Source organism: Bacillus sp. MYb56 (assembly GCF_002976445.1).
GTDB lineage: Bacteria > Bacillota > Bacilli > Bacillales > Bacillaceae_G > Bacillus_A > Bacillus_A mycoides.
The window spans coordinates 1-26,206 of the sequence record NZ_PCOH01000019.1; the positions used below are offsets into that span (position 1 = coordinate 1).

General features: G+C 34.5%; 31 protein-coding genes and 1 pseudogene. 6 read left to right on the top strand and 26 right to left on the bottom strand.

Annotated features, from left to right (window positions below; translation table 11 throughout):
- The 5 genes from CQ058_RS20285 to CQ058_RS20305 form a co-directional block, all read left to right on the top strand.
- Window positions 1–205: DUF3958 family protein (locus tag CQ058_RS20285; protein ID WP_142396374.1), on the top strand; the 205-nt coding region annotated here is incomplete at its 5' end.
- Window positions 202–1,893, top strand: coding sequence for an EndoU domain-containing protein (locus CQ058_RS20290; protein WP_002192698.1), 1,692 nt, complete (start codon window positions 202–204; stop codon window positions 1,891–1,893). The genes CQ058_RS20285 and CQ058_RS20290, both read left to right, overlap by 4 nt.
- 11 nt (window positions 1,894–1,904) lie before the next feature.
- On the top strand, window positions 1,905–2,237 hold the full coding sequence (locus CQ058_RS20295) for a hypothetical protein (protein WP_002192697.1): 333 nt from the start codon (window positions 1,905–1,907) through the stop codon (window positions 2,235–2,237).
- Between the two features lie 304 nt (window positions 2,238–2,541).
- Window positions 2,542–2,793: an HNH/endonuclease VII fold putative polymorphic toxin gene (locus tag CQ058_RS20300; RefSeq protein ID WP_232308080.1), complete on the top strand. Its 252-nt coding sequence runs from the start codon at window positions 2,542–2,544 to the stop codon at window positions 2,791–2,793.
- 14 nt (window positions 2,794–2,807) lie between these two features.
- Window positions 2,808–3,290 (top strand): hypothetical protein, encoded by a 483-nt coding sequence (locus CQ058_RS20305; protein WP_002192696.1) that lies wholly within the window; start codon window positions 2,808–2,810, stop codon window positions 3,288–3,290.
- A 229-nt stretch (window positions 3,291–3,519) separates the two neighbouring features.
- On the opposite strand, the gene CQ058_RS20310 is transcribed toward CQ058_RS20305, so the two are convergent.
- The 19 genes and pseudogenes from CQ058_RS20310 to CQ058_RS20405 all read right to left on the bottom strand — a co-directional run bounded on the left by CQ058_RS20310 (window position 3,520) and on the right by CQ058_RS20405 (window position 20,914).
- Entirely contained in the window at window positions 3,520–4,290 is a 771-nt protein-coding gene (locus CQ058_RS20310) for an N-acetylmuramoyl-L-alanine amidase (protein ID WP_105589947.1), read from the bottom strand.
- On the bottom strand, window positions 4,290–4,715 hold the full coding sequence (locus tag CQ058_RS20315) for a phage holin family protein (protein WP_002192693.1): 426 nt from the start codon (window positions 4,713–4,715) through the stop codon (window positions 4,290–4,292). The genes CQ058_RS20310 and CQ058_RS20315 overlap by 1 nt, the downstream gene beginning before the upstream one ends.
- Window positions 4,716–4,731: 16 nt before the next feature.
- On the bottom strand, window positions 4,732–5,895 hold the full coding sequence (locus tag CQ058_RS20320) for a BppU family phage baseplate upper protein (RefSeq protein WP_002192692.1): 1,164 nt from the start codon (window positions 5,893–5,895) through the stop codon (window positions 4,732–4,734).
- 22 nt (window positions 5,896–5,917) lie between these two features.
- Entirely contained in the window at window positions 5,918–8,338 is a 2,421-nt protein-coding gene (locus CQ058_RS20325) for a phage tail spike protein (RefSeq protein ID WP_002192691.1), read from the bottom strand.
- Entirely contained in the window at window positions 8,335–9,012 is a 678-nt protein-coding gene (locus tag CQ058_RS20330) for a hypothetical protein (protein ID WP_002192690.1), read from the bottom strand. The genes CQ058_RS20325 and CQ058_RS20330 overlap by 4 nt, the downstream gene beginning before the upstream one ends.
- Window position 9,013: 1 nt before the next feature.
- On the bottom strand, window positions 9,014–12,301 hold the full coding sequence (locus CQ058_RS20335) for a phage tail tape measure protein (RefSeq protein ID WP_105589948.1): 3,288 nt from the start codon (window positions 12,299–12,301) through the stop codon (window positions 9,014–9,016).
- Between the two features lie 237 nt (window positions 12,302–12,538).
- A complete protein-coding gene (locus CQ058_RS20345; protein WP_002192687.1) occupies window positions 12,539–12,928 on the bottom strand; it encodes a hypothetical protein in 390 nt (129 codons plus the stop codon).
- 13 nt (window positions 12,929–12,941) lie between these two features.
- Window positions 12,942–13,580: a major tail protein gene (locus tag CQ058_RS20350; RefSeq protein ID WP_002192686.1), complete on the bottom strand. Its 639-nt coding sequence runs from the start codon at window positions 13,578–13,580 to the stop codon at window positions 12,942–12,944.
- A gap of 5 nt (window positions 13,581–13,585) precedes the next feature.
- Window positions 13,586–13,969: an HK97 gp10 family phage protein gene (locus tag CQ058_RS20355; protein ID WP_002192685.1), complete on the bottom strand. Its 384-nt coding sequence runs from the start codon at window positions 13,967–13,969 to the stop codon at window positions 13,586–13,588.
- Window positions 13,969–14,289 carry a hypothetical protein gene (locus tag CQ058_RS20360; RefSeq protein ID WP_002192684.1) on the bottom strand — a complete coding sequence of 107 codons (321 nt, stop codon included), beginning with the start codon at window positions 14,287–14,289 and terminating at the stop codon, window positions 13,969–13,971. The genes CQ058_RS20355 and CQ058_RS20360 overlap by 1 nt, the downstream gene beginning before the upstream one ends.
- Window positions 14,279–14,614 (bottom strand): hypothetical protein, encoded by a 336-nt coding sequence (locus CQ058_RS20365; protein ID WP_002192683.1) that lies wholly within the window; start codon window positions 14,612–14,614, stop codon window positions 14,279–14,281. The genes CQ058_RS20360 and CQ058_RS20365 overlap by 11 nt, the downstream gene beginning before the upstream one ends.
- A complete protein-coding gene (locus CQ058_RS20370) occupies window positions 14,592–14,855 on the bottom strand; it encodes a hypothetical protein (protein WP_002192682.1) in 264 nt (87 codons plus the stop codon). The genes CQ058_RS20365 and CQ058_RS20370 overlap by 23 nt, the downstream gene beginning before the upstream one ends.
- Before the next feature lie 16 nt (window positions 14,856–14,871).
- A pseudogene (locus CQ058_RS20375) lies at window positions 14,872–16,199 on the bottom strand (phage major capsid protein).
- Window position 16,200: 1 nt separating this feature from the next.
- Window positions 16,201–16,782 carry an HK97 family phage prohead protease gene (locus CQ058_RS20380; protein ID WP_002192680.1) on the bottom strand — a complete coding sequence of 194 codons (582 nt, stop codon included), beginning with the start codon at window positions 16,780–16,782 and terminating at the stop codon, window positions 16,201–16,203.
- Window positions 16,772–17,956: a phage portal protein gene (locus CQ058_RS20385; RefSeq protein ID WP_002192679.1), complete on the bottom strand. Its 1,185-nt coding sequence runs from the start codon at window positions 17,954–17,956 to the stop codon at window positions 16,772–16,774. The genes CQ058_RS20380 and CQ058_RS20385 overlap by 11 nt, the downstream gene beginning before the upstream one ends.
- Window positions 17,957–17,971: 15 nt before the next feature.
- The gene (locus CQ058_RS20390; RefSeq protein ID WP_105589949.1) at window positions 17,972–19,696 is read right to left on the bottom strand and encodes a terminase large subunit; all 1,725 of its coding nucleotides are present in this window, start codon (window positions 19,694–19,696) and stop codon (window positions 17,972–17,974) included.
- Entirely contained in the window at window positions 19,693–20,118 is a 426-nt protein-coding gene (locus tag CQ058_RS20395; RefSeq protein ID WP_131929453.1) for a P27 family phage terminase small subunit, read from the bottom strand. Before CQ058_RS20395 ends, CQ058_RS20390 begins: the two co-directional genes overlap by 4 nt.
- An 83-nt stretch (window positions 20,119–20,201) precedes the next feature.
- Window positions 20,202–20,597 (bottom strand): HNH endonuclease, encoded by a 396-nt coding sequence (locus CQ058_RS20400; RefSeq protein WP_002192675.1) that lies wholly within the window; start codon window positions 20,595–20,597, stop codon window positions 20,202–20,204.
- A complete protein-coding gene (locus CQ058_RS20405) occupies window positions 20,594–20,914 on the bottom strand; it encodes a hypothetical protein (protein ID WP_002192674.1) in 321 nt (106 codons plus the stop codon). Before CQ058_RS20405 ends, CQ058_RS20400 begins: the two co-directional genes overlap by 4 nt.
- 137 nt (window positions 20,915–21,051) lie before the next feature.
- On the opposite strand from CQ058_RS20405, the gene CQ058_RS20410 reads away from it, so the two are divergent.
- Window positions 21,052–21,480, top strand: a complete 429-nt coding sequence (locus tag CQ058_RS20410) for a hypothetical protein (RefSeq protein ID WP_002192673.1) — start codon at window positions 21,052–21,054, stop codon at window positions 21,478–21,480.
- 242 nt (window positions 21,481–21,722) lie between these two features.
- Here CQ058_RS20410 and CQ058_RS20415 read toward each other — a convergent pair whose 3' ends face one another.
- The 7 genes from CQ058_RS20415 to CQ058_RS31535 form a co-directional block, all read right to left on the bottom strand.
- Window positions 21,723–21,932 carry a hypothetical protein gene (locus tag CQ058_RS20415; protein ID WP_002192671.1) on the bottom strand — a complete coding sequence of 70 codons (210 nt, stop codon included), beginning with the start codon at window positions 21,930–21,932 and terminating at the stop codon, window positions 21,723–21,725.
- A 75-nt stretch (window positions 21,933–22,007) separates the two neighbouring features.
- Window positions 22,008–22,391 carry a DUF3942 family protein gene (locus CQ058_RS20420; RefSeq protein WP_002192670.1) on the bottom strand — a complete coding sequence of 128 codons (384 nt, stop codon included), beginning with the start codon at window positions 22,389–22,391 and terminating at the stop codon, window positions 22,008–22,010.
- 462 nt (window positions 22,392–22,853) lie between these two features.
- Entirely contained in the window at window positions 22,854–23,807 is a 954-nt protein-coding gene (locus CQ058_RS20430) for a nucleoside 2-deoxyribosyltransferase (RefSeq protein WP_002192669.1), read from the bottom strand.
- A 194-nt stretch (window positions 23,808–24,001) separates the two neighbouring features.
- Entirely contained in the window at window positions 24,002–24,544 is a 543-nt protein-coding gene (locus tag CQ058_RS20435) for a site-specific integrase (protein WP_002192668.1), read from the bottom strand.
- Window positions 24,541–25,026 carry an ArpU family phage packaging/lysis transcriptional regulator gene (locus CQ058_RS20440; RefSeq protein ID WP_002192665.1) on the bottom strand — a complete coding sequence of 162 codons (486 nt, stop codon included), beginning with the start codon at window positions 25,024–25,026 and terminating at the stop codon, window positions 24,541–24,543. The genes CQ058_RS20435 and CQ058_RS20440 overlap by 4 nt, the downstream gene beginning before the upstream one ends.
- A gap of 260 nt (window positions 25,027–25,286) precedes the next feature.
- On the bottom strand, window positions 25,287–25,763 hold the full coding sequence (locus CQ058_RS31530) for a phage antirepressor KilAC domain-containing protein (RefSeq protein ID WP_181150773.1): 477 nt from the start codon (window positions 25,761–25,763) through the stop codon (window positions 25,287–25,289).
- A gap of 12 nt (window positions 25,764–25,775) precedes the next feature.
- A complete protein-coding gene (locus CQ058_RS31535; RefSeq protein WP_142396378.1) occupies window positions 25,776–26,045 on the bottom strand; it encodes a BRO family protein in 270 nt (89 codons plus the stop codon).
- Window positions 26,046–26,206 lie beyond the last annotated feature (161 nt).

Consider the following 26,206-nt stretch of genomic DNA (forward strand, 5'->3'; position numbering starts at 1 on the left):
TATTTTAGGAACTTGGCATAGAGATAGAGAAATGTCATTGTTTTTTATGAATATGAGTCAAGATGCACAATATATTGAGCGAAAACTTACTTTCGAATTGGAAAATCAAAAAGAAACATTGCTTAAGGAAAAACGAAATCTTAGTGACTTAGAAAATGACCTTTACTATCAAAAACAGAATCTAGCAAAGGAGGTCAATTCATGAGTTTGAATATGTATCTAGGGGAAGTACATACGCAAACACAAAGCATGAACGCTGTATGTACCGCTACCATTCAAGGTATGGAACAAGCTATTCAGTCGATTGATGCTTTTGCAATTGATACTGTTCTACAAGGGCAAACATATAGCAGTGCAAAAGCATTCTTTGCACAAACCTTTCGTCCATTAGCACAAGGAATCATTTACTTGTGTGAAGAACTAATCCGTCAGAATGATGCCTTTCCAAGTCAATTTCAATCACAGGTAGCTTCAACAGATGTCATCGAACAAGAAATACTAGAACAAATTCGAGGGATTGACCGAATGAAAGCAAGTATGGAAGCCATTACTCAAACTATGCCAATACCAGGTATGGACGCTATGGCGAATCTTTTTACTGTCATGAGACATAAACTTCAAGAAAAATTAAATCACCTATATGAATTTAATCAAACATCCAGTAATAACTACAGCACGGCCCTTCAACTAGCATCTAGTATTGCTACTGGTCTTGCCGAAGTTCAAAGTGGAAAAGGATTTAGTCCTGCAAGTGGCACGTTTAGTACACAAGGATTGAATATGGAGTGGACAACTTCTATCCAAGCGATTACAGAAGAAAAAAAACATCATTCTGAAGAAACCAGTATTATAGAAGAATCGTTGTTCGATAAACTTAAAGATACTGTTGAAAATAACGTAGAAGCGATGGATCAGTTGTACGAAAAATTTATTCGCCAGATAGAAAATACTCCTATTATCGGGCAATATCATAACTACAAAAAAGGGCAAAATGAAGCGGTTTTAGATGAACTTAAAGGAATATTAAACACAATTTTACATCCAATAGATAGTGTTGAGGGTGCTGTGTATGCTCTTTCTCACATCGACGAAACATTTGCTGCTGTAGAACAAGCTATTTCTGATTCGTGGGATCAAGATGTTGTAAATGGAGATTGGAATAGCAGAGCTAAATGGGTTGGAAATGTAGAGATGCAAGTTAAATTAGCAATTGCCGAATTATTTGTAGGAACAAAAGGTGCAGATAAAATTTCAACATTAGGTAAAGTATCAAAGTCAGGCAGAACCTCAAAACTTAGTGAAAGTGTAAACTTTATACAAGGTACTAAAAACGTAATAACTTTAGATAAGTATAAGCAAAGCGTTGACATGTTGAATAATATTCTAATGCCCAAAAATCAATTTGCTTATGCAGGTGGAAATAACATACGATCTAAATTTGATACACCCGACTTTGGAAAAGCTAAAGATACTTTCTTATTCTTTAATTCGTTTAAATCTCATCCTAATTCTATTTATAAAAACAATGGTACCGTTGAACATATATTTCACGGGAATATAAATAAAGTAGGAGCGGCAGGAGGATATCATCATAAAAGTATGATGGGAAAAGGTGAAATTTTACATATTATTGATCCTCCTGATGCAAACGGAGTATATAGGGCAAAAGTCAAAGTTGGTGATCAAGCAAAAGGAGCGCCGTCCACATTTTTTCCAGATGACTGGAGTCGAATACAAGTCTTAAAAGCTATTGAAGAAGCTTATGGAAATGCTAGATTTCAAACTGGCTCAAGTAATGCATATATTGGGGTAACTTCAAATGGAATGAAAATCAAAATGTTTCTTACTCCAAATAGAAAAATTATATCGGCATTTCCAATTTATAAAAGATAGGAGCAAGAAAAATGAAATATAATTATGAATTTATTGTTGGCCCATATGATACATTATTAATAAAATTACCTTCAGAAATATCTATAGTTGCAGATTTTTTAGCTTCTGATATACAAGGCGGGACCGCGGAACCATGGATTACAGAAATCGATCAAGTGTTAAACGGGAAGGAGGAATCCTCCAAATTCGGAGGGAATGCCTGTGACTTAGAAATAAAACCAGATTTCACACATATCTCAAATCGTTATGTTGAAGATGAAGATTATTCATGTACAATTGAAACTTCTGAGTTAAGAGAATTAATTTTAATATGGGAAGCAAAGAATCTAAAGTATGAAAAATAAGCCAATTCTTATGAATTGGCTTATTTTAGCTTCGTTTACTGTTACATAGTATGTTTTTCAACGTCAAGAAGCATTAGAAAAAGCAGGACAATAATATTAAATTGGCTGCTATTCGCAGGAATTTAAGCCTTGCACTTATGACTATTTGGGTGAGTAATCGATATGTTGTGCTGAAACATCAATATATCTTAAAAAGAATATTGAAATTGTCGAAAATAGAACAATTGCATTTAATAAAGCTAAAGACTTAGCTGGTATTCCTAAATCACAACAACCTACACGCCAATGGCAAGTAGGAGATGATATATCTAAAAAAGGGTATGAATCTAAGAACTTTGAATATAGTGCTAATCACACTCACCATGGGCGTTATTATGAATATGATACCCCTCAAGGTAAACGAGTTATTGTTGAGCATATTAATGATGGCGTATTACATACACATGCAGGTAAACCAAAAGATGGCGCTAATCCGTATACTTATGATTTTAAGAAGGAAAGATACTCTAACATTTACGGGTCTAATAACGATCATCACATTTATTATAACAAATGAGAGGCAGGAAAATTATGATATATCAAAATGAGAAGATTCGTAGAAAAAAAGCATTAATCAGTGCCAAAAAAGTCTTTAGCCGATTTTCAAATTTAGAACTTATTGAATTTGAAAATCCCGATTCTGAATGGATAAAACTGTTCGACACAGCATTGAAACAGTTTCGTAATATAGACTCTAATCCAACATTTCACATTCCTATTGGTGATGTTAAAAGTAAGTATATTTTATGGATTGAAAGTTCTTTAGGTTCTTTAAGTTTTTCAAATCATAAAACAGAATATTTTATATTAGTTCCTAATTGTTTAGAGCCGGTATGGGCAAATGTTAGAATATTGAATTTCACAAAATCTATCGAGGAACTTTGGGACATTTCTGAAACTAATGAATTTATAATTGCTGATAAGAGTACAGGGCAAATTGCACAAATATTTTCTGAAGAAGAATGTTATGAAATTCACTTTAAGCGCTGCAACACAGACCTAATTGACTCTTAAAAAAATTAATTTGTAAATTAATATTAGTATTAGGAATTTAAGCCTTGATTAGCTAAATGTTTTTCAAACTTTCTGAATAGATGAGTATAGCAACTTGTGTAAAGTGATTGAGCAAGCAGTAAAAAATATATTATACAAAAGAGCACCCCTTAATTAGTGAGTGCTCTTTTGTAACTCCTACTTCACATATACAAAGGCTTCATTTGCAGTACATAGTATGCCCTGACAGTTATTTAAGGTACTCGTACCACCAGTTTTTCTCATCCATCCAAGCTGTAATCTTATCAAGTTCACCGTTTGGCAATACTTCAGTTTGTAAATACGCTAGGCCAGTTAATGGATCAGAAACAACTTTCCCTTTCGTTCCACGCGCGTTCATAACGTTTGCGACTTCTTGAACCATTGAGATGCCAAACCCACCTGATTTAACGTATTGATAGCCACCGTTATTACTTACGTTACCACCAGATTTATTAGAAGTGCCTGATACTGATTGTCCAGTTAAAGCGAAAACGATTGAATTAGCAATCTTATCTACATCCCATTTGGCCATATCAGATTCGTTATCGATGAATCCAAGCTCAATAAGAATGGCAGGTGCTTTAGTGTTAGCCAATACATATAGCTCTTTTCGTTCTTTAGCACCTCGATTGCTCCATCCAATGTCTTTAGACAGTTGAGTTGAAACTTTAGAAGCAAGAGATTGCTGATCATAATAGCAAACCTCTACACCGTTAGCTGTGCCATTAAATGCGTTTAAGTGAAATGAAATAACAAGATCCACATCATGAGAGTTACAATTACGAACGATGTTTGATAAGTTTTGCGCTTGAGTTGCTCCTGCTTCGTCTGTATCATCATAAACTGTGTGTCCTAAAGAGCGTAATTTTGTAACAACTGCATCCTTCACCTGACGATCCATAATATGTTCTTTTCTATTTCCGTAGTTAGCACCTTGTACAATACTGTTATGTCCACCATGTAAACTATATTTAGCCATTACTCAACCTCTCCTTTTTTAACTTCATGTTTTTGTTTACCACCTAATATTTCAACTGCATTTGTTAAAGCTGAAGGTAATTTAATTCCCATACGACCAGCGTTTTCTAAAAGTGATAGCAATTCATTACCCATGAAGAAAAAGATAGTCGCTTCACGGATTGCGCTATTACTTCCAAATGCTGTATCTAACTGTGCTGCCACTCCAATCAAAAGAAAAAGCACCACCTTTTTGGCGATGCCTTTGAAACCTACTTTACTTTTTAATTCACCGTTATATCCTGCTGCAATTACGCCTGTGAGGTAATCAATCGCTGCCATAGTTACTAATATTTGCAACATTGCATCCCATCCTCCCAAGAAATACCCACAGAAGCCACCAAAGGTAGCTATAAACATTTTTATGAATACGTCGATACGTTCCACTTGTTTGCCTCCTTTTTTATACTAAATAATTGATTGAAAAATGAATAGTTTTGTCAGTAGTGATGTTGTATATTTTTACATTACCGCCAGTTTCTACGTTAAATTCACATATAGAATAAGGTGGACCGGCAATAATAACAACATCTGTTATTTGTTGGGCTGGTCGCAATGCAGTTGGAACATTGAATACAACTTGCCCTTCTTTTATATTCTTTAAAGAACCTATAACAGAAACTTGGTCGCCACTTCGTTTCGCTCTAGTAACTTGTCTTCCTTCAACGTTGGAAGCATTAGCTGTGTTGATTGACATCTGAATCCAATCCGTATCGGTAGTTCGTTTAAATCCTTGTACAGTAAAATCCCATCCCACAAAATCTTCTTTTGTGACATGATTTGTCCACCCTGTCCACCCGTTATTTCCGTTTAGATAATTTGTATAAAATCCACCTACACTATCTTTAGCGATTACAAAGCCAATATTATTCTGATTAAAATAAGAAATTCCCCTCCAAGGTTTGCCCGATGGGATTGTGTTTTGCACACCTGTAGCACAATAAATTGTATTCATCCCGGCACCTTTCGCGGCTATTTCATCAAGAATATTCTTTGTGGCATCACTAACAGAAATAGTTTGACCACCTGATTCAGTTGTGATCTTTGGTACTTGAACATCTTTAGCATTAATTAATGTTGTTAACTCTACAAATTTGTTGTTTGTATCTGTAATTTTCTTATTTGTATCATCAATTTCTTTTCGATATCCTTCCACATTTTCGAGTGCTTTATCAAACTCTGAAATATAGTTTTCTATTTTAATATTTCCTTCTCGTACATCTCTTTTTAAAGAAATCCGAATATCTGGCGTAGTCATTCGCTCTAAATCGTTTTTTTCTAAAACGAAATAAGCTGTCCAATCACCAGCCATCGAAACTGCTTCTTCTGACAATGTGTACTCAAAAGCTCCGTTATCTGCATCAATTATTTTTGCGTCATCTCTAATCAATTGTCCTAAATGATTCGTGGCTTCATATTTAACTGAATATCCCGTCAAATTTACTTTTTGCCCATTTCCCTTTAAATAAACAACAATTCTCAAACCATTTTTATCATTCTGGCGAGAACGTATTGTTTTTGTGAAAACTGGATCAGCTAAATCTATAGAAATTACCTCATCTCTCATGTGACCCATCTCCTTTCTCGAATCATCTCTTAATGCGATTAGGGGCCCGTTTAACACGTTTTGTTCTCACTCTATGTCTTACGTTACCTTTGGGTTGTATCGGCTCTAATTCTTTAATTCTAGCATCTGTTTTTGTAACGTATTCTTGGAAAGCCTTGGTCACCTGTGAAATCATCCCATATAAGCCTACACCTGTTTCTTCGGATTCGTTTGGAATGACAATACCATAATGAGTTGGAATGTCATTTGTCGTTAAAGTAGGTTCTCCTTCTCTACGATCCATCCGCATTTCATATAGTTTTGCCATATCTAATTTGAGGTTATATTGTTTTATATCCCAGTCCATTACTTTTTCTAACGCATCAAATTTAATTTCACGTATGTTCGTCTTATATTGAGCTTGCGAAGATACTTTAAAATCCCCTGCAATTATTCCACCATAGAATGAACCTGTACCAGATTTAACTTGAAGATACCCATTCTCATAATCCGAATTACGCAACATACAATATTGCATGATAATATCCGTGTCTCCACCAGAAGAAGTATCAAAAGATAATATTCTTTTACCGTTTTTATAGTAATAAAACTTTTGCCCAGCAGTGAAATGCATATTTCCATTTGTGGCTTCAGCGATAAAATCATTTTTTGCTTTTGCTCCAAAGTTTGTACCAGCTTGTAGGTTCATATATGACAATTGAGATTCAAGTTGCAAATATTCTTCTGCTTTTACGTTCATATCGCCATTTTGACCAAATTTAATAATGGCAGGAAAATATAAGTCTGTATTACTTCCACCAATATAACCTCGTGTAATTCCTATCCCTGCTGCTTTAGGATAAATATTTGAATACTGATAAAGTGCAAGGGCTCCTTGTGAAGCTGTATTGTCATTGTCTCCACCTATAAGTAAAGTGGGTTGTAATTCATTCCTCGAATTTTTGTAATATCCTAAAAACATACGAGTTATATCATTTTCCATAATTCGCATGAATTGTTTAGATATACTTACATAGTTTTTGGTATCATCCGATCTTAAAGTAGTACCACTAATCTCTCCGCCTTTAACTAAATTACCTCTAAGTGTTCCAGCTGTTATAAAATCAGCGACAATTCGCCCATCATATGTAATGGCAGTTTCATATGGGCCATATACTCCCCAAGGGGAATATCCTAATCCATTGATGTTCCACTGCCAAACCTTTGAAGCGGTCATTTCGGATTTTGTGTCCATTATCAAAATACGATCAGGATAAACCCTAACATGTCCCCCGAATCCAGAGTTAATAAGATTCGTCGCATTTTCTTTTGCTGCATCTAATATAGAACCAGGCATATCCTTTAATTCATCATGCATTTGATCCACTTTACCTGACATATCAGTGAAATTTTCTTTAAAGTTACCGATTGTTAAATTTATATATTCCTTCTTTATTGGATCATATTTATAAGAAATAACTTTAGCCTGAATATCGATATTGTCTTCCACATGCTTGACAGTAACGATATCCCCCATATATACACGTTGTAAAATAGCATAATCCTTATACTCTTCTGTTTGAGATAGTTCTTGAAATTCAACTTTATATGTCGCTTTAGGTTGGTCAACCTTTTGAACTTCAAACATATCATATGCTGCCCTACGCAAAAGTTTATAAGCTTCCTCTAAAGGAACTGCATCATCATTTGCGTTCTCACCAAGAGCTGCTTTTATATCTTTGAATTCCACGACTCTTATCTTTGGATGAGGATACTTATTTATAAGTGGACTGTTTACATACTTTTCTGGTAAAAATAATCCGTCAAATCCTTGTGGCATAATTTTAGTAATCGGGCTCTTCCAATCCACATCACCCTCATAGCCTAGTAAATCCTTTTTGTGTTGAATAACAACACCACGATCCATACCACGACTTTTGAGCATTTTAACATCAAAATTATCTCGTTTTAATTCTCCGCCCCACCGATTGATAAAAGAATTATCTAAGCTCGTATCTAACATTGCTTCAACTGGATTTTTCCTTACAATACGTGCACTTGCTATTGTTGGAATATCAGAGTAAAAAGTAAAAGGATGTTTATATTGGCATCCTGTTGATAAACGGCTCATTGCAGCATTACCGTTTGTGGTTTGAATGAAGATATCTTCTATTAAATTCTCTGTTAGATCATAAAAGATGTGATAACACTGTACAGTTAGCTCTCCCATACTCGGTTTAGGGTTCACAACACGGAATAACTGGTCACCATCTGGCGTGGGAACCTTAACGATACTCATACCATCGATATCTATTCCATATGGAGCGAATAACGGATAACTAAATGTAAATGCAAATAAACCGTTGAGCTCTTCCTCAACAGTTGCATTGTAAATATTCTTATCCAGAATACCGATTCCATTATGTGTGAAATCAGTCTCATTTGGTTTATATAACGTAATCATACATATCGCCACCTTGGCTCAATTAAAATTCTACTTACATTTCCAGACCATTCAATTGAATTTTCACCAACTTTAAATAGTGGAAACTCCCCTACTGTTTTCATAGGCAATGTTCCTTTATAAGCTATTAACAAATCAGAATCTACAATAACCGAATCGGTTACTCCTTTTATTTGGAATGTAACTTCATTTATCATAATTCTCAAGTCACCATTACCGAATACCTCTAACTTCGGAAAAGATTCAATATTACCAGGGTTTAAGATAGTTTCTGATTTTGATAATAGAAAAGGAACTGTTGGAACATATTCAAATGAATCTAGCGTAAATTCCACTTCAAACTCTCCATGTTCTTCAATATCATTAGTGATATCCCCGATTTTCACATGTTTTATTTTTCGATACACATCATCATCAGTAAAAAACAGTGTTTTTCCATTAATAAATAATGACTTAACACGTCTTATTAATGGTTTTATGTTTTCGTTTTCAAGCAAGTTAAATTTGACTTTAAAAGGGACATTTTTATAAGCCCCTTTCTTTGTAAGTGAACCGTGTCTACCAGGAACGATTATATGCTCTACTTCTTGTTCGGCGGTTGGAATAACTGGACGACCTACCATATATACTCCGAAACTACTTACTAATTCATTGTCAATTCCCATGTCCAGCAATTTAATTCCTCCCTATCCCTATTTTTGCATTACGTCCCCGTTGAGCAAGAACACTATCAATCTCTTCACCCATTAGTTTAATATCCCTATCATTCCTTACAACTGGATTATTAATATTGATAATTGTTGGCTCTTTTGACATAGTTGCTGCAATACCTTCACCGATTGCACCTAATGTCTTTGCATTTAAAGGTAAAGCTGCTTCTGGTCCTGCTTCTCCTGCTCCTTGGAGACGACCACCATTCATACCGAAAATAGTAGGACGTGTAAAAATACCACCTTTTGCACGCCACTGTACATCGAAACCAGTTGGATACTTAATTTCTTTTCCCATAATGGTCTTTGTGTCTGTTGTTAAACTAAAATGCGGAAGTTTAGGCATTTCAGGTTTAGGGATTTTCAGCTTCAAATTATCAAAGAATCCTTTGATTTTATCCATAAACTTTTCTACCTGATTCACAGCATCTTTTATTGGATCAATAATAAATCGTTTTGCAGCTTCAAACTTTTCTTGCGCTGCACTTTTCACAGAATCAAATTTTTCTCTCGCGGAATTATATAAGTCGGTAAATTTTTGCTTGGCTTGATTATACGTTTCAGTTACCGGATCAATCACATATTTTTTCACCAAATTCCAAGCTGAAAGTGTATAAGATTTTATTTTTTCCCAATTTCCTAATATCCAATTTGCTAAATCATTAAGCTTTTCTTTCGCTGTATTATAAGCTTCTTGAATCGGTTGTATAATATATTGCTTGCATAAAGCCCAGGCAATTTGTGTTACTAACTTCACCATTTCCCATTTTTCACTTAACCAGTTAACCAATTCGCCAATTTGCTTACTCATCCAGTCATACATTTCTCTCATGGGATCAATAATATATTTAGATATTAAAGCCCAGGCAATTTGCGCCCCTGCCTGTATTAATAACCACCCTGCTTCTAAAATGGTAGCAATCGCCGAGATAATTGGATCTAAGATTGTAAGAATGGTATTCCATGTATTAGACCATGCTTGAGTCAGTTGACCCCACAATTCAGAAGCTGTCGTAACAAGACTCGACCACCATGAAGATGCTGTTTCGACAATTCCAGACCATAAATCACTAAAGAATTGAGCAAATGGATCAAAGAAACTATGTGCCATTTCTAAAAATGACGACCATGCATCGGAAAAGAATGAAACTGTGGAAGACCAAGCATCTTGACATGTTTGAACCATACCAGACCACAATTCACCAAACCAATCTTTAAATTGTGACCACTTTTCTGAAAGCCAATCGGTTATAGCGCCCCAGTTCTGACATACTAAAATAATTGCTGTTATAACTGCTGCAAGACCTAAGATAATACCGATTATAGGTAGCAAAGCAACATCTAACGCCATAAATGAAATTGCTAATGCTGCTACAATAGGTGTTAGTATAAGGAATGCAACACTTAACCCTCCGAGTATCCCAACAAATAGCTGGATTGGTTCTGGTAATTTTGTAAACCAATCTATTAATGATTTAATCCCTTCAACTATTGGTGGTAAAACATCTTTAGCAAGTTCAGCCATCTTCTTTCCAAGTGGTTCTAAAGCTGCTTGCGTTTCCCTTAATGCTTTCTGAAATTGTTGCCCCAAAGATTCTTCTTGAAGCTTTTTCATTTCATCCATACGACCATTTACATCTCCAAGACCACCATTCACATCATTTAAACTTAGTACAGCTTCTGCTCCCATGTCTTCAAATTTTGTCCCCATGAGTGCTACCCCGATTTGATTCGCTTTGACTTTATCATCCATACCACGCAAATCGCCCAAAACAGCATTAAATACATCTGCTGCGGTTGCTTTCCCTTCGTTAAACGCCTTCCATACATTTTGTGTCTCTTTTGATAAGTCACCAAATCCATCAGAAACACCTTTAGATCCATCTTGTACACGGATACCGAACTCTTTCACAAGATCGTTAATGTAATCAAGGTTATAACTACCACTTGCCGTCCCATTCGCAAGAATGGTAAACATTTCATCAGCACTAAAACCAGCTTGCTTGAAGAGTGGTGCATATTCTGAAAGATTATCAAATAATTCATCAGAATAATTCAAACCACTTTGAGCACCTGCGGCAAGTAAATCGAATGTTTCTTGGGTCGATAGACCAAATTGAGACATTAATTGTCCTGCACCACGAGTGGCCTCATTTAAATCCACATCATAGAGCTTTGCAAGTGTTAAAACATTCTCCGATGCACCTTGAAGTTCTTCATGTGGAACATCTCTCATATTTTGATAGACTTTTATCAGCGCATTATCTACTTCTTCAAGATTTTCACCAAAACCCTTTTTCCAAGTATCGACTGCAATTTTTTGAAGGTTTTCTGCACCTTTTCCAGTCAATCCTAATGAAGCTTGAATTTTTCTTTGTGACCCATCAAATTCTATAGCGACACCTACAACAGATTTACCAAGTTCAATCAATTTCTCTGACATCCCTTGGAGTATGTCACTAGCTTCCAAGAGATTGTTTAAATCCATCTTCTTGTTTAACTCAGCCATACCATCCGCTGCTTGATCTCCACTCCGACCAACACTTTGTAACGAGTTCTCAAATTGCTTCAATGTAGTTTTAGCTTGATTTAATTTAGTTTCAAGTTGCTGTACTTCTGTTGAGTTCTCACCATATACACGCTTTGCTGCACTTAATTGCTGTTCTAAATTGTGGACGACTCTATCCGTCATTTCCATCTGCTGACGTAGTTGTTTCTGTGCTAATTCCAATTTATCTGCTTCACTAGCATTTTGACCCAATTCAGCATTTTGAAGCTTAAATGAACTTGTTAATCTCTTTTGCTCTGCTTCAAGTTTCTTAGAATTCTCTTGTAAATCAAGCAAAGTTCCACGTGCTTCTCTTGCTTCAGTTGCTTGCTCTGAAAGACCTTCGTTAACTCTTTTCATCGCATTATTAAGTGAAGTTTCAGCACGTTCCGCATCAAGCAATTTACCGTACATTTTATTGAGTTGTTCAGCGGTGGTATTAGTATCCTTAGACATTGCTTCAAATTCAGCACGTAACATCGATGTACGTTTCTTAGCTGCTTCCATTTGGATTTCTAACTTTTTCTTTTCAGCTGCTAATTTATCAGTCATTGTCGCATCTTGACCCATTGCTGCAATATGATTTTTATATTCTTTTGCTGCATTATTCATAACCATGTTAATTTGCTTCAATGTCTGAGCATACTGAACCTGACCATCCATCTTGAAATTAAGAACAACATTTCTTTCTTTATTCCCTGGCATTTTTTCACCTCATTCCTCAATAAAATGGTGTCTGATCTAACGTATAGACCTGTTTTGGTTTCTCTTCAACTAATGCATCCGGATTGTTATACCTAAGATGCATAATGTATTGTTTTAAAAAATGATTAGGAGTGATTTTCCAAAAGTCATCCATACTTAAACCCAGCAATGTGTTACCAACATAAAAATAAAAATCCCAGTCTAATTCAGACTGAGATTCCTTGGTAAACACATTCTTTACTTTTTTTCATCCTTCTTTAACTTCTCCATATCATCAACTTGGAAGTTCTGGCCGTTAAAGATATCCCATACTACTTGGAAGATACCAGGTACATCGTAAAGCGGAATTGCGTGCTTAATTTCCATAGGTGTACACTCTGTTCCACCACTTCGAACCATTGCATAAATTAAAGAGCGCATCAGTTTAGCTTCTTTTTCACCTAAAGAAAAGTTACCCTTCCCTACCATTTCATTCATTTCTTTTTCGAACTCATGATACGGTTTCCCATAAGATTCTTCCACATAAGGGAATGATTCAAACGAAAAAATAACAGGGATTTCTACACCCTGTACTTTGATTTTATTTATATTTATTTCAACATTAACTAAATCACTTAAACGTGCCATTTACATTCTCCCCCTACTGTCCTGTACTTGTTCCCAATGTATTTAATTGAGATTCATCACAAATAACTTGTTTCATAAAGTCTTTAATTTTAACGCCTGTTGCGGAATCACGAACTTCTGAAAAATCGACTTCCGTTACATCATTGAATAATAACGGGGTTGCTTCCATTACTAACGATTGGTCTTTAACCTCTGCTTCTTCAGTTGTTGTCGAGAACTTTTCTTCTGCTGGTGTAATTTGAACACGAGGATACCAACGACCAACACGAGAACCATCCGATAATGGAGCAACAAACCCTAAAGCGAACATTGGGAATTCTTTTACTGTTGCTTTATTAAATACCACACCTTTTTTTGCAACATATCCATAAATTGCATCTTTAACAACCTGTGGTAATGCTGCAAAACTTAAAGACAATGTGTATTTACTATTTTTACTTGCATTTACAAATAATTTATTACTTGCCCATTTTTGAACTGTCGTACTATTTCCTGCAATCCCAAGTTCAGTAATGATGTCCATTATATAAATATCTTTTTCGTATGTTGGAATTGCGAGATTTGTATCTTTTCCACCAGTCATCATTGCAATATATAATGATTCAATCCCCACTGGATATAATAAATCCTGCGCTTTTGTTGTCGTTGCCATTTATATCATCCTTCCATCTTATCTATTATTTTTTCTGCTAAAATATCGGCTACTTTGTCACCCTCTGTATCAAATGTGTTTTGAGAAAAGTGTAAGCCTTTCACACGACCTCTTCCATTCGCTTTTTTATGACCATGTTCAGCTAAATACCAATACCAAGCTCTATCTTCAAATTCCACAGAAACACGATCATTTTTTATAACGACTTTCAAGCTATTTTTTAAATGAGTTCTTTTGTTCTTGTTTGAGAGTTTAATATTTGCTTTTAATTTTGATGCAAAATATTTAGCTGCTTCCTCTAATACATCCATTTCTACTTGCTTATTAACTCTAAGCAACGTATTAATATCTTCTAAAGCATCAGCAAATCCATTATTGTTAGCAGCCATTAATTAATACACCTCACCGATGTTATGAATTGCGTTACAGTGTCATCATAGGGAATGCCAAAAAATGAAGCATATTCAACTCCATTTTCATTAAAAATTGCTGTTAATGGTTCATAATCTTTTTCAGTACCATTTGTAATTACTGCAATTTGATATAAAGGCATTGATTTAAGAACTTTAGATGATGCACGTTTATGCGTTTCATTCACGAATTCATACACAATGTAAGGATAATCTGTCTTTGTTGGGGCATTATCACGATAAACAGGAATTCCTGACTGTTTCATGAGATTTCTTAATTGCTGAAAATTAATTTGCATATGACAAATTCAACTCCATGATTCGTTCATCTTCACGAACATAAATTCTTTCAATGTTATAAATCGTATCTTTAATTTTGATACGGTAATCTTTCTGGTTTTCTTCAATTTCCCGATCTAAACGGATTTCAATCTTTTTCATGACTTCATTTCCATCTTGACGACTAAAGTGTTTGTCCGTAACTGTTACACCAATATTGTTATATTTGATGTTTCTCTCAAATGGATATCCCATTACAACACGGTCCGAATCTGGATCGATTATTTCACCAATTTTTAATAAATCAGCTAACCATTTTAATTTATTTATCTGTCTCTTCGGCATTGTAAACCTCCTGAATAAAGAAAGGTGTCATTGCATCAAGTGCCTGTCCTAGTTCCCTTTCAGCAATACGATATTCATAAAAAATACCTGCACACATAATAACAAGATATTCTTCTTGCTTACCTGTTGCATTTTGAACATATCTTTGACCTTGTTTTATATAAAAAGGGAGCATGGATTCTTCCATGCCCTCTTCCCAATGAATATGTTCTTTTAATTTATTTACTAAAGAATATTCCATATTAAACACCTATCTTTTAAACTTTTTTCAGACCAACTTCATAACGGTAAACAGCTGGTTCAAATGGAGAATATACTAATTGTCCATCTAATAAGTTATAAATTTGGAAACCAATTTTATTTTGTTTAGAGTATAGTTCGACTTTCTTCTCTAACTCCATCGCTCCAATAACATCTTGAATATGGAATGCTTTGAAATCACCAAAATAGAATACTGGTTTAGTTGGATCAGTACCATTTGCTGCATCAGTAAAATCTACATTATGTCCTAGTAATTTGTAACCAACGCCATCTGGGGCTTGGTATAGCATTGGACGACCTGTTGTATCTGTCATACCCTCTAAAACTGTTAATGCTGCACGGTTGATTAACCACATTGATTTTTTAAAACCTCTGTAACTGGTTGTCCTTTTAATTTAACTAACTGTTGGTATAGTTTTTGAGAATAACCCGCTACATTAGTATCAATGACTTCTGATTCATAATATTTCACAGATTTTTTAGCTAATGCACCTGGATTTTCATTGCCTGCATCATTTCCGTTGAACATATAGTTTGTTTCTTTACGAACATACGCCTTTTTCAACTCTTCAATAACGATATTTTCCACATTAATACCAGACATCTTCATTAATTTTTTCGTAACTGTCGCTAGAGCATCAAATTCTGCTGGATCAAGTAGGATTTCATCAAATTCGATATCAGTTTCAGGGATTTCATTACCAGAACCACGTTCGTGCTTGTTTACATTTGCGTTAGCTTTTTTAACTAAGACAGGATATTTAACATTACCATTCGTTTTATGACGGGTACCATATTTACGTAATAAATTTTCTTCTTGAGCATAAGTAATAATTTCAGAAGCAATTACTTCTGGAATAGTTACAGAACCATTTCCAGCTTCAATACCAAGTGAACGTGCTTCTACTTCACTAATTCGCCCAACTACAAAATTAGCAAAGGCTGAACGAATTTCTTCTTCTTTGATTTTAGTAGATTTATGACCTTTAGTAGAGAGTCCCGTTGCAATAGATGTCATTATGACTGAACGTTGTTCTTCTGAGATTTCAGTTGTTGCATTAGGATTTTCTTTTACCGCTGGATCTTCTTTTTTCTCTTCTTTAACTTCGTTCTTTTTCTCTGGATCTTCTTCTTTCTCTGCTTCTTCTAATTTAACTAATTCATCAGCAAGAGTTTGCGCTTCTTGGGTTAATAATTCTACTTCTGCCTTTACTTCTGCTAATTCTTCTGAACGAAATTCACCCTTCTCTACTTTCCCTTGTAATTCTTCCAAACGAGCTTTATTTCGTGCTTGAGATGCTTTTAAGATTTCTTTTAATTTCATGTTACATTTCCTCCAAAACATTTTTTATTTGTTTGATAAGATTATTTCTTTCTTCTTTTTCATCTTCCACAACTGTTTTTATAGCTGCTTCCTCACTTCTCATTTCAACCATAGCTGTATTTTCGCCCCTGGTTTCAATTGAAGTTGCAACATAGGCTGGTGTCATATCTAAAATAGAAACTTCTAAAAGCTCTAATTCTTCAATGGATCGTTTTTGAATGCCAGATTCTCCATCTTCCCAGGAATCTTTTTCAGAAACAAAACCAAATGACCAACCACGCAATTCTTTATTTTTTGCCTTCTCAATCACCTGTTCATCTGTAACTGTAGCAATGGCTCTTAAACCAATATTGTCTTCATACAATTCCAGGTTTCCATTTTCAATAGAACCAAGCTTTCTATTTTTGTTGTGATTAAAAAGCAAGTCCACATTTTTTGCTTTCTTCAATGCTTTTTCAAATGTTTTAGGAACAATTCTTTCTTTGAAATATCCTCTTGGAGAAGGAAGCATCCGACTTTCTCTATCCACAACATTTACATAGCCATCAAGTATAACTTGATCTCCTCGGACCTCAATTTTCATTTTCTTCACCTCCTCCTAATGAACCATCTGTTGCCTCTTTCTTACCGATTTCAGTTAAGTCATTTGAAATATAAATAGCTTGTGATTCCTTTGTATTTTGTTTAGGGAATCCAAGCATATCGGCAACATTATCAGGCGAAGTAATGGCTGTACGCACAAGGTTGTAACCAATATTTGTCTTGTTGCTATAAGTGACAAAATCAAGAATATTAATCTTGAATTTAATACGCTTGTCCGAATTTCGACCATAAAAAAGAAGACTCAAATGGTCTTCAAAATTTTTCATTATTGGTCTCACTGCTTTGTTGTGTATATACATCATTGCTTTTTCAATATCTTCTTTTATTAACTCTGTGTATGTATCCACATTTATGCCTAAAAACTTACCTAAATCCTTTTTATATACATTCAGATATGCAAGTGTCTTTTCATCGTCTAATGGACTTTTAAGCGTTTCGATCTCGTACCCTTTTCCCAAAGGAATCATCTTAACAGACCTTGCATCATCAATTGCTTCCAACTGATCTAAAATAGCATTAATGAGTTTAGACTGCGCTGCATTTTGTGGATTGATATGAGCATCTAACTTTAGTAGGAATGCTAACAGTCCACCTTTTTTATACTTATCAGTCAAAGTTTTCTCCGCTGACATAACACCTTCGAGTGTATCTCTTCCTAAATCAAGGATACCCTTCCCCCTTAAATGATCTGCACCAATATTTTTCACATGACGAATCATAAATGAAGGAATTTCTTCTCCACCGATATTAAAATGTTCTACTAAGTTAGTATCTAACTCTGTATAAACATTTGAAGCTAAATGTATTTGATCGCCATTTAATATCGGGAACGTTTCTCCCTCAAGTAAATAGGTGTTTGTCATTAATTTAATAAATTCAGATTGTGTTAGATAATTGTTAGGATTCCTTAAGATTTGAAGTGCAATATCATCTTTGATTTCATTACCATCTTTATCTTCCACAACGATATCAGCCAATAGCATTTGATTACTGATATCTTGTAACAACTCATAAACATCGCTAGATTCCAAGATATTTGAATCTGTTACATATACGCCACCATAACGAATACTTTTACCTAAAACATCATCAAAATAGCCACGTTTTTCAGCTTGTCGATATATATAATTTGAAAACCTATCCCTTAAACTCAATTTCTCACCGCCTTTCTATCTATAAATTTCACCAATTAACTTATCCATACCATGTTCATCTATATCATCCATTTGCATCATAGTTTCTTTATGAGCAACTAAAAAAGCAACAAATCCATCAATCTTCTTTTTGGACTGTCGCTTACTTGGCGCTTTCATTCCGTTAATATTTGTAACTACTACAACATTAAGTGCGCAATAAACAAATAAAGGATTGTCGGTAATCAAACGCTTTTCATAAATTAGTATTTCTGAATCATCAAGCATCGCATTCATAACATTTGGATACTGATTTACAGCAATACATTCAAGACCAAGATTCTCAAGTTTTTCAATTAACTTTTGAGACATCGCTGGATCATAGTTTATTTGTTGCACATCGTATAAATCCATACATTCAACGATATATTCCATAACTTGATCCTGGTCAATCATCTTTCCATCACAAAACGTAGCAAAACCACGTTCAACCATATCAGTATATGGCACATTATCTTCTTTTTCTTTAAAATCAATATTTTCATTAGGAAGGAAATACATCTGTTTTACTTTCAGAATCGACATTCCTTCATCATCATGTGAAGGGAAGTTTAAACTTACACATGTTAAATCTGTTGTTTTAGATAAATCCAATCCTAAATAACAAGTTTCACCTGTAAGATCACCCAAATCTTCTACAAGAACATGCTGTACTTGGTCATGCTCAAAATAATTATCAGCACCATTTACGAATACATTTAAATGTTTAGAAAGAAATTCAGCTTTTGAATGTGCGGATTGCTTTGCCTTTTTGAATTCAATTTCAAGTTGTTCCATTGTAACGGAAACACCAATATTCGGGTTAACCATTTCCCAAACTTTACGATCTTCCCAATCATAATTTTTATTTGGCTCCCAAATTGCAACAAACAAAGAATCATCATCATCATTTTCAAGAACAAGTTTCGCATATTTATAAACACGCATACCTACAGATGAAGCACCTTTACCAGCCGTTGAAATATTAAGCATCATTGGTTGTTCACGAGAAATCTGTGCTGACTTCAAATTATCGTACATGTCCATATTTTCTTGTGCATGGAGCTCGTCATTCAACACAAAATAAGGGTTCTTTCCTTCAAGACCCTTAGTGTTTTTCGTTAATACTTTGAATTTATTTTGATATGCAATTCCATCGATGCTATATCGATACATAGCACCACTGACAGTACCATTAACACCTTTATAAATTTGCGTGGGACTTGCCAAAGGTTCGGAGTTTTCTATCGCTTGTGCAATTGGTTCGGCTGCATTTTGTGCTTGTTCATAGTCTGATGCTGCACAATAACAATCCGCTCCAAGTTCAAGTTCTCCGTACATAGCATAGAGCAATGCACCTGCTGCAATAATTGTTTTTCCGTTCTTCTTTGGTAATTGAACATATGATTCACGAATAACACGGACTGTTTTTCCTTTTTCGTTTTTATGATACCAACCATACATATTCGCAAAAATAAACATTTCCCAAAGCTCTAATTCCATCAATTGACCTGCAAGTGGCCCTTTAACATGACGGATGAACGACTGAACGAAATCCAACATTTCATTTGCTCGATCTACATCAAACCAAATATCTTTACGCTTTTTCCACTTCTTATAACGCTCTACAGCAAGAATGATCGATTTCGGGTATTTCTTTTTATTACGCATGACGTTATTTGCATACTTATCAGCATAGTTAACGCCTGGTGTAATAATCATTTAGATTTCCGCCATTTATTCCGATGAGCTGCCAATTCATCTTTTGGTTCACTAGATTGATTATTCTCTGCACTTTTAGGCGTTTTTTGTACACTTTTCCCTTTATTCGTCATTCCTAGAGCATCTAGCATTTTATTCTTTTTATCATTCCAAGTTTCAACTTGTTGAGCAAGTGGGTGTTTCATTTCATTTGTTGCTCCTGCCTTGTTCTTATGCGTTTTTATAGCTGCAAAACCATCTAATTTCCATTCATCAAACATAGATTTATAAATAATAAAAGCATCTAAATAATTATCAATTAATGGTTCTAAAGAAGGTGTGAAAAGTTCTTCTGCAGTCAATAATTTTATGATTCTATTTCGCTCTTCATCCCTTGCAACATCTAGCATTTCCAGCTTTTTCTTCTTTGACATTCGAGCCATTTTCACACCCCCCTTCATTTTTAAAAAATGGTGCAACTATTGATGTGCCCCCTACGCTACCTATCCTCCCCAGAGGAGAAATTTTAATTTTTGATAGGGGGGCTTCCGAAATAACTTGGAAAAACTTTTTTTGGTTTATCTTCATTTTCTTCGATTGTATGACAAACTGGACAAAGTAATCTCAAGTTATTCTCTTCTAATTTAAGAGTTGGATCTTCTTTGATTGGTATTACATGATGAACATGAGCACGCCTACCAAAGACGAACCTTCCACATCGTTGACAGCAGCCGTTCTCTCTTTCGTATACCTTTGACCTAACATACTTCCATGCATCAGTACGATAAAATGGTTTGTTCTCATGATGATAGATATTCTTCTTGTCCTTCTTTTTCCTTGGTGGCTTATTGCGTTTATGCTCTTCACAATATCTTCCCTTACTTATCTTGTTACGGCAGCCGTTAAAGTCACAGTACTTCATGATAGTAATTCAATGATGTCTTCTTTCTTTTTAACATCGGCTGGAATCTCAATGTCTAACTCATCAGCATACTCACGTAACTCTTTCACAGTCTTGTTACTCAAGATAAGTTCAGTACCTGATTCACCAATTACTTGTCCCTCATTGTTTGCAGTGTAATATCCACCTGTTGCTAATTCTTTATCAGCAATCATACTCTCAGGATTAACAGTTACTTCGAATCCTGGTTCTTCACCAGTCGGAACAAATAGACTCTTCTTCTTTTCATTATCCCAATACTCTGTACCTGATATTGTTTTTCTGATTTCAGTAATCATTTACATTCTCTCTCCTGTTTATTTTAAATAGCCTTTTCATATCTTACAAAATAACCCTATTTTTGAAAATTAATTAAATCCATAAAGATTTTATATACTCATAGTGCAATAATAAAAGATAGAAAGGAGGTGACATCGTGCATGCTATTAACAATTTATTCATGCGTTCAGTTCACTTCTTTTATGAACATTTTATCTTATACTTAATCGCCCTAGCTCTTAATGCAACATTCAGTGTTATGCTCATGGATTTTACTCATGATATCCCTACTAGTAAAGGAGCAATTGGCTACCTATTTACTAATCCTGAATATATTATCACCTCAATCCTACTTTCATCTAGTATTGGATTGGTATGGATAATACTTTCGTTTTTACCACTTGCGATTGCTTATGATAGTACAGATAAACTTGCTAAATTGGTTAGAATTTTTCTGGTGGCTATTGGAGTTGCTTTAACAATTACAGGATTCATGTTTATTTGCCGAGCAATCAGCTTTTTCGGTCTCTTAATTATTGGTGGTCTTATGGTATTCTTTGCCCTAAAAGCGATATCAGAAGATTAATAATCATCTTATTCAAAAATACTCAAAAGTAATTTATTCCTTATAATACCTTTTGGGTATTTCTTTTTATCTACCGCCTATGTAATTTTCACATAATAAAGATTTATAGATTAACAATTTGTTCTAGCTCTTATTAATCTAATTCCTTAACTTCCTTCGCTTTGATGAATTGAATCATAAGCAGTAAACAAATTGTCACTCCTACACAATATCCAATGAAGCAACCTAACCAAAACATTCAATCACTCCTTACTTTCCTTAGCTACCTTCAAGAACTCTTTCAATCCATCCACGACTTCTTTGTTATTCTCTACAAGCTCACCTTTAACGTAGATATCTCCATTACTTTTCAAGGATACAATCTCTTGCTCACCAACTTTTAAAATGATACTGTCATGCGTTGTATCTCTTGCCAACTTATTCAATTCTCCATCATGCAACGTTAGATTCATCTCTACACCACCTATGTAATTTGTGCATAATAAAAAGCACTCCATAGGGAATGCTTTAATACATAACTATTAAACTTATAATCCTAACTTTTCACCAAAAATTTCTTTTAAATATTCTTCTAAAATATTCGTGTCAAATTTTCTTTCCGACTTTGTACTATACGGTTCTCCATCTCTAACAATAATTTGTTCTATCATTCCAGAATTTCTTTTAATGTCTAAAGTATTACTTTCTATATTTACACTGATTTCAAAGCACGTATCATCTATAGTGATTGATACCGTTTCCCCAGACATAATAATAAATTGATATTTTGGATTCTTCACAGTTCCAATTTCTTGTTTAATCTCATAGAAAAAATCAAAAAGCTCTTTATGTGCATCTATAATAATTTTTTCATCCAAATCTTCTCCTAGATATACCTTTGCTCGTTTTGCAAATTCAGTTTTAAAACTCATGCTCTCAACAACCCTTCTACAATTAATATTGGAATTATAAACCAATATAATTGTAGCATAAGTAGAATGTGGCTTCCTATTAAAACTATTAATAAAAGAGCAACCATGCATCAGTTGCCCTTTCGTCAAAATCTTATGTTATTACTATAATTACGGTAAATGAATTTTTACACCTCTTTCAATCGCCGATAATACACCACTCTCCTGTAGTTGCTTACCTTTATCTCAGAGTCAGCGATTGAAAGAAGAGCAAAAACTCTTCCTAATAACGGTATCATTCAATCAGTACCATCTGCTGGTTTCGGATTTTATCTGCCATCATTATAGATCGTTTAGACAAAATATAAAGGAATCTTTGTGAGTTGTGTTTTCCGCCACTTCTCACAATACAAATATATCACGTTAACTCCAAAACAACCGGCACATTTACTGCCAAAAAGCGGTCACGACTCTGCCATGTTTTTAATTAATTGTTGCTTTAATTCTGTTTAATAATTTTTGGTATAATTCGTTTTCTGTTGACCACTTAATATGACTAAATTGTCTAGTATCAAAATGAATATCTTTAAAATCGTCATCTTTACATGTCCATATAACAGTCTTACCTAGTCCCATCGCATAACCAGCTTCGAAATAAACTCCACCTCTGTGTCCGGTAAAATCTGCAATTACAAATTTACTTTGTCTTATTTTGACTATAATTTCATCAGTTATGTCATTATTATGTTCCGCTTCTTCAATTCTGATAGGCTGGTATCCTGCCTCTTTTATAGCTTTTGTGATTGCATTCTTATATGGACTATCCATTTTTGGACTAAACGACATCGCGACAAATGCCTGCTTAGTATCCGCTTCTCTTCCTTTTTCTAATTCTGCAATACGATTCCACCCTTTCGCTGTAACTGTAATATGTGCAGGGAAATCTGCTGCCGATAGCTTAGATATCTCAATCAGTTCGTCCTGAAATAGTTGGTTCGCTATATATTTCATTTCCAACAAGTGAACACTCTGTACAAAAAATAGAGATTTATCTGATTCACGAATATATACTGGGTCACCTGGAAATTTGGACAATTTAGCTAAGTTTATTAATGACTCATCCAACCTATCAGAAGCACTATCTGGATATTCACTTAATAGATCCTCTAAAAGATAAATAGGATACGGAAATTCTGAAAGATTTTTATCTGGTCGATTAAGAAAAATCATTATTTTTCCCATCCCTCTAATGGCTCTCTTTCTTAAAATTGCAGAAAGTTTTCTCTTCTGCTCTACATTTAATTCAAATCTCGCTTCTTCAGCCATGGAAAATGTACCACAATTCTCACATTTATATTGCTCTACACGTCCTCCTCCCACTCCCACTAATCGTTGTTCCTCAATAGAGTTTTGACAAACCGGACATCTTTCACTCATCACAATCACTACTTTCTTTTTTATAGCATAATCTTAACATATAAATAATTGACTTACCCATATCTTATATTTTGTGTAACTGCCCCTATCGCTGAATCGCTTGATATTCATAGCTTCATAATACTTTCCCTTTTGAGTTACACAACGCATAAAAAATGGGTAATTATAAAAACAAAAAAATAAAAAGGACGTTGCTATATTTTAAATCGCGTCATAGCTTTATCCATTGCATCTTGGTTTACACCAATATATCTTAATGTAACTTTCTCTGATGAATGATTGAATATCTCCATCAATAAAGCGATATTCTTTGTTTGCATGTACATATGGTAACCGAATGTTTTTCGTAATGTATGAGTGCCTATTTCCTTCAATCCAAACTCTTCTGCCGTGCTTCTGAGTATCTTATAAGCCATGCTGCGTCCAATTGGTCTATTCGTACCTTCACGACTTTTAATTGCATACTCACTGTCATCTCGTTCTTCAATGTACCAACGTAATTCTCTTTTTAACGCTGGAGTTAATTGAATCCGTTTCTGCTTGCCTGTCTTTTTTTCTCTCATTGAGATATGGTTACCTTTCAAATCGCCTATCCTCAATTTGAGAATGTCACTAATACGTAAGCCTGTATTAATTCCCGTTACAAATAAAATATAATTACGTTCATTGTTTTCCTTCAAATACTCTTTAATCTGCCGTATTTGTTCTAGATCTCGAATAGGCTGGACAAAATTCATTGTTCGTTCCCTCCATTACACTCTTCTGTTTCATATACTTCTAATCTAAGAGCAAAAGCTAAGTTGTAAAATGCTCTGGATTTCCAGCGGCGATAAGTACGTTCAGCCATTCCAATCTCGTTATAAACCATATAATCACATACGTCTTCTTCCTCTAAATAACGTTTATTAATAATATCCTTCTGAATATTTCCTGCACGTCCATTCCCTAAGCGATTTAAAAATTGATCAATACGGAATGACATGTTTTTAAGATATTGCTCACGTTTACTACGTTCTATATTCTCTAATGCTACATCTTCTAATGGATTCCCTACGGTATTTGTAGGGCCATGATATCGCACCCCATATGAAGGAGTTACTTTCATTTCTTCCCGAACCATTCCGAACTGTTTATAAATACGTACTTCTTCAAGTAATCTTTCTAGCTTTGATTGAGTAGCTGCACGATCTATTTTAGATAAGAAAGTTAATTGATCCATATATAAACGCTCCATGTCTATTTTTTAAATAAAAAAGCGGACACCAAACTACAGAGCAATACTGCTAATGCTCTTATAGTTCGGTGTCCGCTGGTTCTTCCAGTAGGACTATATATTCTATATGATTATTCAACTCATCCAAACGAAAAAGTAACGACCTTTTCATTTATTCAAAATTACTTTATAATGTAAGTGCTAATTAAAAGGATTATTCCTTTATTATTCACATCTTCTTATCGTCTAATTAAGAAGATGTTTTTTTATGCACAAAACGCTTCTTTTAGTTTGTCTAAAAGATATAATTGTCCTTTTCCTGTTAAAAGTGTTGTGGTCCTCGTTAAATCACCATCAATTGTATGAACAATACTTTCTTTTAATTGGAAAAATCCTCTGTCAATATAAACCTGCTGCGGATTATTTTTCTCTCTCCCTCTTTTAATCAGATACCCTTGCTCTCTAAGCCAATTAAACAATCTATTTCTGCCAATTCTTATGCCTGTATTAGCAAGAATCTTAGAAAACTCTCCAATGGTAATACTGTCACTAGAATGAGCAATTGATTTTGCGAAATTAGTATACGGTCTATCAACTTGAATTTGATTTTCTAAATGAATTCTTCTTTCACGCTCTTCTTTTAAATTAGTTGCTAGTTTAATAAGTGTATCTGGATCTAACAGTACCTCTTCAATCTTTTCAGCTGTTAAAAATCCGCCATGCTTACGAATTGAAGGTACCACTTCGATTGATAACTAATCTTGGAATGCTTCTGCAGCATCGTTACTCGCTTTAAACGCTAACTTGTAAACAAGTGATTCTGGTATTAAATCGCCTTTCCCAACATCTTGGGAAAGATATTTTTGTAAGTAGTTATTCACTGTTGTCCATCTAATATACGTTTTATCGCCTTTCACTTGGGTAAACCCCAAACTTTTAGCGACTTGTTCTACATCAAATAATACCTCTCCATTCTCAAGTTTAACCCCAACTTCAAATAAATTATTTTTAAATGTCTTTAGCATATCCCTTATCCTCCCTTTTCTGATTTTCAATCCTTAATACTTTTTGGTTGAACCATAAAATACTTAAATATAAATATTAAAAACGCAAAAAAGCGGACACCAAACTACAGAGCAATATTACTAATGCTCTTCATAGTTCAGTGTCCGCTGGTTCTTCCAGT

Excerpts from the sequence above, each read along its gene's own strand:
- CQ058_RS20420 (WP_002192670.1), bottom strand. The coding sequence starts at position 22,391 with ATGAGTTTTAAAACTGAATTTGCAAAACGAGCAAAGGTATATCTAGGA.
- CQ058_RS20390 (WP_105589949.1), bottom strand. The coding sequence starts at position 19,696 with ATGATTATTACACCAGGCGTTAACTATGCTGATAAGTATGCAAATAAC.
- CQ058_RS20415 (WP_002192671.1), bottom strand. The coding sequence starts at position 21,932 with ATGAATCTAACGTTGCATGATGGAGAATTGAATAAGTTGGCAAGAGAT.
- CQ058_RS20325 (WP_002192691.1), bottom strand. The coding sequence starts at position 8,338 with ATGATTACGTTATATAAACCAAATGAGACTGATTTCACACATAATGGA.
- CQ058_RS20310 (WP_105589947.1), bottom strand. The coding sequence starts at position 4,290 with ATGGCTAAATATAGTTTACATGGTGGACATAACAGTATTGTACAAGGT.
- CQ058_RS20435 (WP_002192668.1), bottom strand. The coding sequence starts at position 24,544 with ATGAATTTTGTCCAGCCTATTCGAGATCTAGAACAAATACGGCAGATT.
- CQ058_RS20335 (WP_105589948.1), bottom strand. The coding sequence starts at position 12,301 with ATGCCAGGGAATAAAGAAAGAAATGTTGTTCTTAATTTCAAGATGGAT.
- CQ058_RS20355 (WP_002192685.1), bottom strand. The coding sequence starts at position 13,969 with ATGGCTGCTAACAATAATGGATTTGCTGATGCTTTAGAAGATATTAAT.
- CQ058_RS20345 (WP_002192687.1), bottom strand. The coding sequence starts at position 12,928 with ATGGCACGTTTAAGTGATTTAGTTAATGTTGAAATAAATATAAATAAA.
- CQ058_RS20350 (WP_002192686.1), bottom strand. The coding sequence starts at position 13,580 with ATGGCAACGACAACAAAAGCGCAGGATTTATTATATCCAGTGGGGATT.
- CQ058_RS20370 (WP_002192682.1), bottom strand. The coding sequence starts at position 14,855 with ATGGAATATTCTTTAGTAAATAAATTAAAAGAACATATTCATTGGGAA.
- CQ058_RS20360 (WP_002192684.1), bottom strand. The coding sequence starts at position 14,289 with ATGCAAATTAATTTTCAGCAATTAAGAAATCTCATGAAACAGTCAGGA.
- CQ058_RS20405 (WP_002192674.1), bottom strand. The coding sequence starts at position 20,914 with ATGATTACTGAAATCAGAAAAACAATATCAGGTACAGAGTATTGGGAT.
- CQ058_RS20305 (WP_002192696.1), top strand. The coding sequence starts at position 2,808 with ATGATATATCAAAATGAGAAGATTCGTAGAAAAAAAGCATTAATCAGT.
- CQ058_RS20395 (WP_131929453.1), bottom strand. The coding sequence starts at position 20,118 with ATGGCTCGAATGTCAAAGAAGAAAAAGCTGGAAATGCTAGATGTTGCA.
- CQ058_RS20320 (WP_002192692.1), bottom strand. The coding sequence starts at position 5,895 with ATGAGAGATGAGGTAATTTCTATAGATTTAGCTGATCCAGTTTTCACA.
- CQ058_RS20440 (WP_002192665.1), bottom strand. The coding sequence starts at position 25,026 with ATGGATCAATTAACTTTCTTATCTAAAATAGATCGTGCAGCTACTCAA.
- CQ058_RS31535 (WP_142396378.1), bottom strand. The coding sequence starts at position 26,045 with ATGCTAAAGACATTTAAAAATAATTTATTTGAAGTTGGGGTTAAACTT.
- CQ058_RS20400 (WP_002192675.1), bottom strand. The coding sequence starts at position 20,597 with ATGAAGTACTGTGACTTTAACGGCTGCCGTAACAAGATAAGTAAGGGA.
- CQ058_RS20430 (WP_002192669.1), bottom strand. The coding sequence starts at position 23,807 with ATGAGTGAAAGATGTCCGGTTTGTCAAAACTCTATTGAGGAACAACGA.
- CQ058_RS20290 (WP_002192698.1), top strand. The coding sequence starts at position 202 with ATGAGTTTGAATATGTATCTAGGGGAAGTACATACGCAAACACAAAGC.
- CQ058_RS20295 (WP_002192697.1), top strand. The coding sequence starts at position 1,905 with ATGAAATATAATTATGAATTTATTGTTGGCCCATATGATACATTATTA.
- CQ058_RS20380 (WP_002192680.1), bottom strand. The coding sequence starts at position 16,782 with ATGAAAATTGAGGTCCGAGGAGATCAAGTTATACTTGATGGCTATGTA.
- CQ058_RS20365 (WP_002192683.1), bottom strand. The coding sequence starts at position 14,614 with ATGCCGAAGAGACAGATAAATAAATTAAAATGGTTAGCTGATTTATTA.